At 64.3% G+C, this 11,515-nt stretch carries 11 protein-coding genes; 2 read left to right on the top strand and 9 right to left on the bottom strand.

Annotated elements, in window-relative coordinates; all coding sequences use genetic code 11:
* Window positions 1-57 precede the first annotated feature (57 nt).
* From EDF71_RS04635 to EDF71_RS04620, 4 genes are read right to left on the bottom strand one after another with little or no spacing between them, the layout of a single operon-like run.
* Window positions 58-834 carry a pilus assembly protein PilX gene (locus EDF71_RS04635; protein WP_243854170.1) on the bottom strand — a complete coding sequence of 259 codons (777 nt, stop codon included), beginning with the start codon at window positions 832-834 and terminating at the stop codon, window positions 58-60.
* Complete coding sequence (locus tag EDF71_RS04630) at window positions 831-1,730, bottom strand: PilW family protein (protein ID WP_133855452.1); 900 nt, start codon at window positions 1,728-1,730, stop codon at window positions 831-833. Before EDF71_RS04630 ends, EDF71_RS04635 begins: the two co-directional genes overlap by 4 nt.
* A 1-nt stretch (window position 1,731) precedes the next feature.
* The gene (gene pilV / locus EDF71_RS04625) at window positions 1,732-2,424 is read right to left on the bottom strand and encodes a type IV pilus modification protein PilV (protein WP_133855451.1); all 693 of its coding nucleotides are present in this window, start codon (window positions 2,422-2,424) and stop codon (window positions 1,732-1,734) included.
* A 15-nt stretch (window positions 2,425-2,439) separates the two neighbouring features.
* Complete coding sequence (locus EDF71_RS04620; protein WP_133855450.1) at window positions 2,440-3,018, bottom strand: GspH/FimT family pseudopilin; 579 nt, start codon at window positions 3,016-3,018, stop codon at window positions 2,440-2,442.
* 180 nt (window positions 3,019-3,198) lie between these two features.
* Between EDF71_RS04620 and ribD the strand changes: the two genes are divergently transcribed.
* Window positions 3,199-4,323 carry a bifunctional diaminohydroxyphosphoribosylaminopyrimidine deaminase/5-amino-6-(5-phosphoribosylamino)uracil reductase RibD gene (gene ribD / locus EDF71_RS04615; RefSeq protein WP_133855449.1) on the top strand — a complete coding sequence of 375 codons (1,125 nt, stop codon included), beginning with the start codon at window positions 3,199-3,201 and terminating at the stop codon, window positions 4,321-4,323.
* Between the two features lie 9 nt (window positions 4,324-4,332).
* Here ribD and EDF71_RS04610 read toward each other — a convergent pair whose 3' ends face one another.
* Window positions 4,333-4,581 carry a hypothetical protein gene (locus EDF71_RS04610; RefSeq protein WP_133855448.1) on the bottom strand — a complete coding sequence of 83 codons (249 nt, stop codon included), beginning with the start codon at window positions 4,579-4,581 and terminating at the stop codon, window positions 4,333-4,335.
* Window positions 4,582-4,983: 402 nt separating this feature from the next.
* Between EDF71_RS04610 and EDF71_RS04605 the strand changes: the two genes are divergently transcribed.
* A complete protein-coding gene (locus EDF71_RS04605; protein WP_347876659.1) occupies window positions 4,984-6,663 on the top strand; it encodes a phospholipase D family protein in 1,680 nt (559 codons plus the stop codon).
* A gap of 8 nt (window positions 6,664-6,671) precedes the next feature.
* Here the strand turns inward: EDF71_RS04605 and EDF71_RS04600 are convergent, their stop codons facing one another.
* The 4 genes from EDF71_RS04600 to EDF71_RS04585 form a co-directional block, all read right to left on the bottom strand.
* Window positions 6,672-7,667 (bottom strand): tRNA-dihydrouridine synthase, encoded by a 996-nt coding sequence (locus tag EDF71_RS04600; protein WP_133855446.1) that lies wholly within the window; start codon window positions 7,665-7,667, stop codon window positions 6,672-6,674.
* Between the two features lie 56 nt (window positions 7,668-7,723).
* The gene (locus EDF71_RS04595) at window positions 7,724-8,944 is read right to left on the bottom strand and encodes a class I SAM-dependent methyltransferase (protein ID WP_133855445.1); all 1,221 of its coding nucleotides are present in this window, start codon (window positions 8,942-8,944) and stop codon (window positions 7,724-7,726) included.
* 141 nt (window positions 8,945-9,085) lie between these two features.
* Complete coding sequence (locus EDF71_RS04590; RefSeq protein WP_133855444.1) at window positions 9,086-9,616, bottom strand: GNAT family N-acetyltransferase; 531 nt, start codon at window positions 9,614-9,616, stop codon at window positions 9,086-9,088.
* 387 nt (window positions 9,617-10,003) lie between these two features.
* On the bottom strand, window positions 10,004-11,479 hold the full coding sequence (locus EDF71_RS04585) for an aldehyde dehydrogenase family protein (RefSeq protein WP_279586274.1): 1,476 nt from the start codon (window positions 11,477-11,479) through the stop codon (window positions 10,004-10,006).
* Window positions 11,480-11,515 lie beyond the last annotated feature (36 nt).

Genomic DNA, 11,515 nt, shown 5'->3' with positions numbered 1-11,515 from the left:
GCTTTTACGGTTGCAGAGTGAAGCGACTCCTGCATTCTTGCGATCCATATCTGCCTCTCAGTCTTTGCGCCTGGGGCGGGCGTAACTCTGCTCCAGCACCACCAAGGTGTCCGGCTTTCTGCCAAAGGCCACGGCGGTGATGCGGTAGACCACATGCGGCGACAAGCCCACCAGCTCCAGCTGCTGTGCCGCTGCATTGCTGATCAAACCGGGTTTGCTGTCGGTATAGGGAATGACTTCAATCCAGTACCAGCCACCCGCTTCGGCCGCGCCCCGATCGGCCAGAATGGGATGGGCGGGCCGGTCTGCGTCGCCCAGTTGCGCGCCGGTGTATTGGCCGTAACGCGCACCGGTGCCAGCGCGAATCAGCGCGAACAGGTCTTGTTCGCCCGCCTGCCGGGCTGCGGTTCCGCGGGCAGGCGCATTCCAGATATCCTGGCGCCCTACGCGTTTGGCGCAGAGGGCATCAATGCAGCGTTGCGGCTGGGCGCTGAGCTGGGCCAGGAAGGCGGGCAGATCGGCGTTCTCTAGCGGAATCTTGGTGGTGCCCCCGCTGCGGCATACCTTGGAGGACGCCCCACGAGGCAGACCACCATAAGCGCAGGGACGGCCATCGGCCCGCTCACCACGAATATCCAGCTCGGCGTCCAGCAGCAAGGCCTCTGCGGCCTCAAAGGCCCGCTGGTAATCGGCATCATTGCCGACCACCAGCTCGCCATACCAGGCGGTACGCGCCGCCCACAAGGCCAACAACATCGACAGCATGCTGAAGACCAGCACCGTCAGCAAAGCAGCGCCCCGGCTGCGATGGCGAAAGCGGCCAGCGCTTGTCATAGGCTGCCCTGGCTGCGCAACTGGAACAGATTGCGAAATACGCGGTGCATGCGGCCTTTGCGCGGGCCAGTCAAATCAGCGACCTGCACCCATTCGCCATCGCAGCCGCTATATCCGCTGCCCGCAGGCAAGGCGCCGGCTTGCTGGCCAAACAGCACCAGGCAGACCTCCACCGCCACCACCTCTGACCAATCGCGGCCCGCCTGCTGCACGTTCACATACTGGAGCTGCGGCTGCGCCGTGCCTGTTGCCTGCATGCGCAAATAACGCAGGCGAAAAGCCGCCACGTTCTCCACCAGGGGCTGAGGCGACGCGGCGGTATCGTTGCCGCCACAGCGCAGCACATGGCCACGCAGCCGAAAGTGCGATTCCAGACGCTGATCAGCGCTGGCATCCACCGGCCCCCCCAGGCAGTTGCGCGCTTGTGCGGCCAGGCCGGATTGGGCAAAGACGGGCTCCTTGTAGCGGCGGTGGCCGGTCTGCAGGCTGTTATGGCTGCCCCGCAGAATATCGGTTTGCGGTGCGTAGCCACGGGCACTGCCCACGGCTGGTGCGGCGGTTTCAAAAGTCGCTGGTGCCAACGCCGAGTTCAGCGATGCATCGACGCCCGCAGAAAGGTTCAGATTAAGGTACAAGCCACCCGCCTGGCGCAATTGCAGGCCGATGATGCGCAAGGCATAGCTGGCCTGCTGCTGCAAATAGCTGGCATCGCTGACGGTAGCTGACAGGCTGCGGGAAGCCAGCAAAGCCACGCTGGCAGCGGCCATTACCAGCAAACCAACAGCCATGCCCACCATCAACTCGACCAGACTAAAGCCTTGTTGTTGGAGCCTGGGTTTGGAAAAATGCCGCGATGGCGATTCAGCATGCAATAAGGGGCTGACATGTCTTGGCATATCAAGCCCCTCCGCAGTGGTAATGCACCGCGCTGCCCATGCGCTCTGCTGTGCAACGTGCATTCAGGGCCAGGTACTGCAGATGGCAGGTGTAGCGCAGATCGCCATCATCGTCCTGGCAAACTACATCACCGCCGCGTTCTTCCACCGCATCGGTGCGGGCCCCTTCGCCTACACTCCGGGTACTATCGACCGGGTTGCGGTACTGCGCATGGTCACTGGAGCCTTGGCTGGCATGCGTGCTTTCGCGCCAGCGGATCATCACGCCCAGCTGGCGCCGGTTGGCGGCCTGGTTTTCGCCGGGTGCCAAAAAAATCCGGGATTGACCCAGCGGTAAGCTGCGCGCCACTTGCAGCCGCCACTGTGCCAGCTCATGCTCGGCCAGTTCCGCCGCGCTACAGGGGCGCTCACTGCAAGATTGGGCGATATCAGCGTTGTCCGTGTCCTGCCAATCGCTGACATAGTGCTCCAGCTGGTCCCAGGCATGGGGGTTGGCACGTATGCGCTCCCCCAGGTCTTCGATCAGACGGATTGCCTGCACCCGCCGGGTAGTGGTCTGCGTGTCCGCCAGTGTGTGCAGCTGCATCGCCAGCATTGCCAAAACGCCGAGCACCAACACGACCATGGCCACCAGCGATTCCAGCAAGCTGATGCCTCGCGAGAAGGAGGCTTGAGGGTGGGATGGCATGGACATGGGCTGGATCCTCTTTCATCCCCGTACGGGGCAAGGCGGCTTGTCGACGACCCGCACGCGACCGCCTCGGCTGGTACACAGCCCTTTGGCGGCGGCATCCTCCAGGCCTTTGCCCTTGGGAAGCAGCAAAAAGCTGAAGCCCGCTACTGGCATGCCCCAGCGGTCAAACCGAATACCTTCCCCCAAGCTGCTGCGCTGCACCTGCAGGCCCGACGGCGCCTCATAGCGCTGAATGACCAGAGCATCTGGCGCACATTGCTGCTGACCCAAGCCATGCACACAGACCTGCCAGCCACAGCTCCAATCGTTGGTCCGCGCGCGGGCCTGGCAGTGTCCACTGGTGGGGATGCGCTGCAAGGCAACCTGTCCACTGCGTTTGATCGCCTCGGAGCGCGCAAGATGGATCGCAGAATGCATGGCCTCCAGCGATTGCCGCACACGCCAGCGCTGCAGCAGGCCGCTGAAACTGGGTACGGCCACGCTTGCGATAATCGCCAGCAAACTGATGACCACCATCAGCTCGACGGCGGTCAGCCCTGGCTGCCAACGCAAACTTTTATATTTCAATAAATAAACTAAAACTATTGAATTCATAGTTGTAATTATTTATTTTTCACGCCATCGAGTAAAGCCTCTTTTCATTAAAAAATTTAATTCGATCGGGATGAAAACCGGGCGATGCAGAGCCAGCGCGGTCTTGCGCCGATAATCGCCAAGCTGGCCGGCCATTGACTGCAATGCGCCTAGGTACCGGCCCTATTGCGACAAAGCTCCATGACTGATCAATCGATGCAAACCGCGCTGGACCTGGCTGCCAGCGCCCTGTTCATTACCTCCCCCAATCCCCGCGTCGGTTGCGTGCTGCTGGCTGCCGATGGCCAGGTCATCGGCCAGGGCCACACGCAGCGGGCAGGTGGTCCGCATGCCGAAATCATGGCCTTGCGCGATGCAGTAGCTCGCGGCCACAGCACCGTGGGTGCCACCGCCTATGTCACCCTGGAGCCCTGCGCGCACCATGGCCGCACAGGCCCCTGCTGCGATGCGCTGGCAGCCGCTGGTGTGGCCAAGGTGGTGGGTGCCATCACCGACCCGAACCCGCTGGTTGCCGGCAATGGCTTTGGCCGGCTGCGCGCCGCCGGCGTGGAGGTGGTGGTCTGTGCGCCGGAGGACGGCGGCGATGCCGCACGCGAATTGAACATCGGCTTTTTCAGCCGCATGGTGCGCAAGCAACCCTGGGTGCGGCTCAAGGCCGCCATGTCGCTCGACGGCGCCACCGCCTTGCCCGATGGCCGCAGCCAGTGGATCACCGGCGAAGCCGCCCGCGCCGATGGCCACTTCTGGCGCGCCCGGGCCTGCGCCATCCTGACCGGCGTGGGCACCGTGCTGGCCGATGACCCGGCCCTGGATGTGCGCTATGTGGACACCCCGCGCCAGCCTCGTCTGGTGGTGCTCGACAGCCAGCTGCGCACCCCTCCTCAAGCCCGCATCTTTGCTGCTGAACGCGAAGTGCTGATCTACACCCGCAGCGAAGACAGCACCCGCCAGTTGGCACTGGAAGCCGCTGGCGCGACCATCGTGCGCCTGCCAGATCCAGCTTCAACAGATCCCAAGGCCCGCATCGACCTGGCTGCCTTGATGCAAGATCTGGGTAAGCGGGAAGTCAATGAACTGCATGTGGAAGCAGGTGGCATCTTGAATGGTGCGCTGCTGCAAGCGGGCTTGGTCGATGAGTGCCTGTTCTACCTGGCGCCCAAGCTGGTCGGCCAAGGGCTGCCGGCGTTTGCTGGCATGGCGCTGCAGCAGCTGGACCAGGCACCGGCCTTGGACATCCGCTCCATCGAGCCCTTTGGCGCCGACCTTCGCGTGCTGGCCCGTGTCCAGGGCCACGGCGCGTTCTGACGGAAAAGTTTAGTTGGCGTAGCCGAGGCAGGCGCCGGCATTGGGCAGGCCCTTGCATTCGCGCAGCAGGCGGCGGTCGCGCTCGGCCGGGGTTTCGGCGCTGCTGCTGCGCTGGCGTTTGACCTTGACCTTGGCCGGCTTCTTGGGCGCCTGCGTGGCCTCGGTTTTTTTCTTGCGCGCGGCCCAGGCGTCTTCGGGTGGTATCGCGATAGCCAGCAGTAGCAGGGCCAAGCTGTACAAGCGCAGTGATCGAGGCATAAACGGGTCTCCTAATAGCTATTGAAAAACAGAATTCAAATGCTTTTCGCAATGCTACAGATGCGCTTGCAGGAGGCGCCTGGGCAAAAACCCTATTGAAGCGATATCCCAGCGGAGCACGGCGTTGCGGCGCCACGACGCCTCCGCCATATCGCCCTGTACGACAGCACCGCCAAAGCGCGCCCGCGCGCACCACGATAGCCAGAGCTCCCGCACAATAACGCCAGCCCACTGATTGAACCTGCCGCCATGCCGATTGCTTCGCTGACCTCTGCTTTGTTTCCATCGCGTTTCGCTGAGAGATCACCCTGGCGCAAGCTGCGGTGCGGATTGGTTCTGGTATGCACCTCGCTTTTGCTCAGCGCTTGCGCGAGCAAACTGCCAACCCAGGTCGACCGTCCCGTGTCCACCGCCCAGCCGCCTGCCGCCAGCAGCCCGCTGGTACAGATCAGCCAGCAGCGCCAAAAGGCCGAGAGCAAGGCGGGGCCCGGGGTATCCGGCTTCGAGATTCTGGCCGGCGCGCAAGCGGCCTATGGCGCGCGGCTGGCCCTGGTGCAGGGCGCGCAGCACACCTTGGATGTGCAGTACTACGCCATCCATGCCGATGCCAGCACCGCGCGCTTGCTCGAAAGCGTGGTGAATGCGGCGCGCCGGGGCGTGCGTGTGCGTGTGCTGCTCGATGACTTCCATGGCACCGGCCGCAATGCGCAGGTGATGCGCCTGGCTTTTGAGCCCAACATCGAGATGCGCATGTTCAACCCGCTGCCGGGTGACCGCGACTCGCCCGTCAGCCGCATGTGGAACGCGGCCACCGACTTCCAACGCGCCCAGCAGCGCATGCACAACAAGCTGTTCCTGGCCGACAACGCCATGGGCATCATGGGCGGCCGCAACCTGGGCGATGCCTATTTCGACAATGACGAGAGCTCCAACTTCCTGGACACCGATGTGCTCGTCATGGGCCCAGCCGTGCGGGATCTGTCGAGCAGCTTTGACAGCTACTGGAACAACGAGCGAGCCTACCCGGTGCAGTCGCTGATCAGCAAGCAGGCGCTGGAAGACATGCAGCAGGCCTACCAGGCCCGCCCCAGCAAAGGCGGTGATGACGATGCGATGGACTCGACACCTGAGCCGACAGCACGCAACACCAGCGGCGGGGCGCTGCCCTCACCGCCCGATGGCGAACCGCGCCCGGGTGGCGCCATCTCGCCCGAGCAGCGCGAACGCGCCTGGGACATGCAACCGGTGGACCTGAAGACGGTGCCGCTGGTCTGGGCCCATTCGGTGGTGATGGCCGATGCGCCCAGCAAGATACCGGCGGTGGATTCCGACGGCCAGACCAACCCGCTGAGCGCCGCGCCTGGCGTGCTGGACAACAAGCGCCTGGCGCAGCTGCGCGCGTTGGCTGAGACCCGCAACCCCGGCCACAGCCCCAGCGCCGATTCGGTGGTGGACGGCCTGGTGCAGCTGCTGGGCTATGCCAAAAAGGATTTGCTGATCGTTTCGCCCTACTTTGTGCCCGGCGAATCGATGCGCCAGGCCTTCAAGGATGCCGTGCAGCGGGGCGTGCGCGTGCGCATTCTGACCAACTCGCTGTCGTCCAACGATGCACCGATTGCCCATATCGGCTATGCCCGCCACCGTGAGACCTTGCTGCGCGATGGTGTCGAGCTTTATGAGTTGGTCAGCGACGAGAGCGATTTGCGCGCCGCCTTTGGCCTGGGCAGCGGGCAGAACAGTTTTCGTGAAGGTCGCCGCGTGATGCTGCACAGCAAGGTGCTGGTGCTTGACGGCCAATTGCTGGTCGTGGGTTCGATGAACCTGGACCAACGCTCCAAATTGCAGAACACGGAAATAGCGGTGCTGGTGCGCAGCCGTAAGCTCTCGGGCCAGGCGGCTGGCATGATCGAGAAGGGACTGGAAAGTGCCGCCTGGCATGTGGTGCTGAAAGACGGCAAGCTGCTCTGGGAGGCACCGCAGAACACAAGGCTGAAAGACCAGACCACCGAGCCCGACTCCAGCCTGCCGCTGCGGCTGATGCTGAAGATCATCAGTCCGTTTACGCCGGACTCTTTGCTTTAAGCGCTGCTTTAAACAGCCGCTTCCAGCAGCGTTTGCTGCTGCAAGCCATCCAGCCACACGGTGATCGCTGCCTGGTCGGTCATCACCCGCACATGCTGGTAGGCCTCCTCGGCTTCGGGGAAGGCCCGGCGCATCAGGTTCAGCCATTGCTTCAGGCGGCCGGCGCGCTGGCGCGGCTCCAGGTCCTCGCAGACCAGGTGCCAAAAGCGCAGCAAGGCAGGCAGCAGGTCGGGCCATTGCACATCGCGCATGCCCGCGGGCAGCGGCAGGCCATCGCGCTCGGCAACCGCTTTGCGGATGCTCCAGGCCAGGCCCGGGTCGGCCACAATGCCACGGCCCAGCATCAGATCCTGGCAACCGGATTCGGCTTGGCAGCGCAAGGCGTCCTCCACGGTCCAGATCTCGCCATTGGCCACAACGGGGATGCGCACAGCCTCGCGGATCCGCGCAATCTGGTCCCAGTAGGCAGGCGGGCGGTAGCCATCGAGCTTGGTGCGGCCATGCACGACCAGCTCGCAGGCACCGGCTTCCTGCATCGCCAAGGCGCAGTCCAGCATCAGCGCCCGATCGTTAAAGCCCAGGCGCATCTTGGCCGACACCGGCATGGCGGCAGGCACAGCGCCGCGCACCGCACTGACCACCGCATGGATGGCAGCCGGGTCCTGCAGCAAGGCGGCACCGCCGCCATGGCGGTTGACCACCTTGGCCGGGCAGCCAAAGTTCAGATCAATCCCCTCGGGTGACAGCGCCGCCAGCTGCACGGCATTGGCCGCCATGCTGGCGGCATCACTGCCCAGCAGCTGGGCGCGCACCGGCGTGCCCGCTGCCGTGCAGCTGCCGTTGCGCAACTCGGGCATGGTGCGCAGGTAGACCTTGTCGGGCAGCAAGCTGCCGGTGATGCGGATGAACTCCGACACGCAGCGGTCGGCTCCACCAATGCTGGTGAGCACATCGCGCAGCACAAAATCGAGCAGGCCCTCCATGGGCGCAAGCAACAAGCGCATGGTTGGCCCCGTTCAGCAAGCGCCCAAAGAGGGGGGCACCGGCGTCATGCGCCAGATCACCAAGCCACCTGCAGGCGCCAGAGCGTGGTCATCTCGGCCGCGCGGGCCTGGTGCAGCGGGTTGGCGGCATCCTGGGCCTTGGGGTGGCGTGGGCGGATATGGTTCTTGCCAACGACCTGCAAGCCGGCTTGGGAGATCCAGGTGAGCAGCTCTTCGCGGCTGCGCAGGCCCAGGTGCTCGGCAAAATCGGACAGGATCAACCAGGCCTCGCCACCGGGCACCAGGTGTGCCGACACGCCTGCCAGAAAGCCGCGCAGCATGCGGCTGCCTTCGTCGTACACCGCACGCTCGACCGGCGCGCTGGGCTTGGCAGGCACCCAGGGCGGGTTGCAGACCACCAGCGCGGCCTTGCCTTCGGGGAACAGATCGATCTGGGCCAGCTCCACCTTCTGGTCCACGCCCAGGCGCTCCAGGTTTTCCTTGGCGCAGGCCAGTGCACGCGGATCGGTATCGGTGGCCAGCACCTTCTGGATGCCACGGCGCGCCAGCACGGCGGCGATCACGCCGGTACCGGTGCCGATGTCATAGGCCAGCGACTGCTTGGCCAGAGCGGTGGGCAGCGGCGCCTGGGCAATCAGGTCGACATACTCGCCCCGCACCGGCGAGAAAACGCCGTAGTGCGGGTGGATGCGGTCATAGGCCTTGGGGGCCAGCTTGGCCAGCGCGGGGATTTCCACACCCTTTTTGCGCCACTCATGGGCGCCCACCAGGGCCTGCAGCTCACGCAAGGACACCACCTGGGCCAGATCGCCCTCGGGCGCGCCCCAGGCATCGACGCAAGCGGCCTGCACCTGTGGCGCACGGCGCAGGTGGATGGCGTACTGCGGGTCCAGCTCGATCAGCACCATCGACAGCACACGGGCGCGTTGCGCCTGCAGCTGGCGCTGCTGGTGGAAGGGCAAGGCCAGCTGTGGCGTGGGCATGCCGGCCACTGCAGGGGCGGCGGGCTTTTTCTTGGTCTTGCGCTCACCGGTCTTGTCCAGGCGGCGCGTCAGCGACTGCAGCAGCATGCGCGCATTTTGGAAATCACCGCGCCACAAGAGCGCCGTGCCCTCGCAGGCCATGCGGTAGGCCACATCGGCGGGCAAGGTGTCATCGGCCAGCACCACGCGGCTGGCAGCGGCGGCACCGCGCTCGCTGCGCCAGCGTGCGCTGCGCGCTTCACCGTCTTCCTCCCAGTGGATGGTGGGCAAACTCTCTGGCTGGGCAGTGGTCATACAAAAGGCTTTCTGGGGCAGGCCAGCGAGGCGCCAGCTGCCAACGGGGGAAAAACAAAGAGGCCGTCCAAGACGGCCTCTTGAGAGCAGGGCATCACCGCCCTGCCAACGCAGGGCCGGCACATGCCCGGCCAGCAAGGATCAGCGGTTCATCAAGGAGCGCTGCATGCGCACTTCTTCGATCTTGATGGCACCGACGGTGGCCGTCTTGGCGGTCGACATCTCACGCTTGAAACCAGCAGACTCGTGGAAACGCAGTGCGCGCTCATTGCGCAGCGGCACCCAGGCGGTCACCGAGGTGCAGCCTTCTTCGGACAGGCCGTCACGTGCGGCATCCCACAGCGCCACGCCCACGCCCTGGTCCCAGTGGGTGGGGGCAGCATAGATGGCCCAGATTTCACCGGTGGTGGGGCGGGTCTTGGCATCGCGCGAGCGGTCAAAACCGATGAAACCGACGATCTTGTCGTTTTCGACGGCCACTTGCACTTGTGGCTCACAGAATTCGATGGCTTCGCGCCAGTAAGCCTGGCGCTTTTCGACGGAAGAGATGGACTTCAGTTGGTCATCGGGCAAAACACCGCGATAGCTCTCCACCGAAGCGGCGGCATGGATTTGGGCAATGGCTTTGGCATCACGGAGAGTTGCGGGACGAACCTGGATAGTTTCAGACATGGATAACCGAAAACAAAAATCAATGAATTAACCAAAAAGCACGTATATCTCGTCGTACACTGCGACCATCACGCCCGGCCGGGTGTCAAGTGGGGATGGAGCACCCTGAGGCTCAACATCCACCCACCTGCAACACACCATGGCTCACGCAGCATCAGCGGGCAACAAGGCACTGCTGATGGCTTTTTTAAGGGCATATGGAAGAGTCAGCGCGTGAACAGCGCGCTGCAGAGATATGGTGCGCGAAAGCCGGCCATTGTCTCACTCCTGACATCATTTGGGTAGCCCCACAATAGGCTTGTAGGTCAATTTGTGCAGGGGTTTGCAAATGACTGCATTTGCGCTAGGCGTTTACCCGAAGACCATCTCCAAAGCAAAATCAATGGCTTAGCGCATAAAGCTGCAACTCAGCCAGCGCATCAGCCCATCAAAGCGCCGACCATAGGGCGGATACAGCCATTTGGCGGCCGACCAGCTACCTTGACGCAGCACAGGCTTGGCATGAGAAAAGCGCATGAATCCATGGTAGCCATGCAGCGCACCCCAGCCGCTCTTGCCCCAGCCGCCAAAGGGCAGGCTGCCATGGGCAAACTGCAGCAGGCAGTCATTCATGCACATACCGGCTGCGCGCACGCGCTGCGCCACATCCCGGCCCTGGCGGCGGTCCTGGCCAAACCAGTACAGCGCCAGCGGAACCTCGCCCTGGTTGATGGCCGCAATCGCCTCCTCGCGGTCGTCGTACTGCAACACCGGCAGCACCGGGCCAAAAATCTCCTCCTGCATCAGCTGTATCTGCGCGCTGACGCCCAGCACCAAGGCCGGCGCCAGCTGCCGGCTGATGCCATCGCCGATACGGCTTTGGGACACCTCTGCACCGCCACCTTCCAGGCGAATCACCTGGGCACCGGCCTGCTCCGCCTGGGCCAGCATGCCCAGCACCCGGCTGGCATGGGCCGCATGGATGACCGAGGTGTAGTCAGGATTGCCTTGCTGCTGCGGGTACATGTGCTGCACCGCCTGGGCATAGGCCTCGACAAAGGCAGCAGCGCTGCCGCGCGGCAGCAGGACGTAATCCGGCGCGATGCAGGTCTGGCCGGCATTGAGCAGCTTGGCATGGGCGATCTTGCGCGCCGCGTCCTGGATATCGCAGCTTTGCTCCAGCAGACAAGGCGATTTGCCGCCCAACTCCAAGGTCGTGGGCACCAGCTGGTTGGCAGCGGCCAGCGCCACCTTGCGGCCGGTGGCGGCCGAGCCGGTGAACAGCAGGTGGTCCAGCGGCAAGGCGGCCAGCTCGGCCGAGGCGCCGGCATCCCCCGCCAGCAAGGCCACTTCGTCATCGGCGAAATAGCTTGGCAGCAGCTCGGCGAGCAGCTGCATGGTCTCCGGGGTGTATTCGCTGGGCTTGATGATTACGCGGTTGCCGGCGGCCAGCGCGCTGACCAGCGGACCCAAGGACAGCAGCAAGGGGTAGTTCCAGGGGGCAATCACCCCCACCACGCCCAGCGGCATGGCCTGCACCCAGGCGCGCGCAGGCCAGAAATGCCAGGGCGTGGCCTCGGGCCGGGGCGCTGCCCAGCGCCGCAGGGCACCCAGCGCCTGGCGCAGCTGGCTGTGCAGCGGCAGCAGTTCGGTCAAGGTCGTCACCCGGGCCGAGCGCTGGCCAAAATCGGCCTGCACGCTGGCGCACAGTCGCGCCTCGTTGTCCTGCAGCAGCTTTTGCAGGCGCAGCAAGCGCTCGCGCCGCAGCAGCAACGGCGTATCGGCCTGCGCACGGCTGGCCGCGCGCATGGCCTCAAAACGGCTGTGCAACTCGCTCACATCCATAGCTTGGCCCCATAAAAAAACCCGGTCTGCATCAGGCACAACCGGGCTTTGCACACCAGCAGGCCGCAGCCTGCA

The organism is Comamonas sp. JUb58, assembly GCF_004364775.1.
Classification (GTDB): Bacteria; Pseudomonadota; Gammaproteobacteria; order Burkholderiales; family Burkholderiaceae_C; genus Comamonas.
The sequence above is the reverse complement of the archived record's forward strand: the minus strand, read 5'-3'. Positions and strand labels throughout refer to the sequence as shown.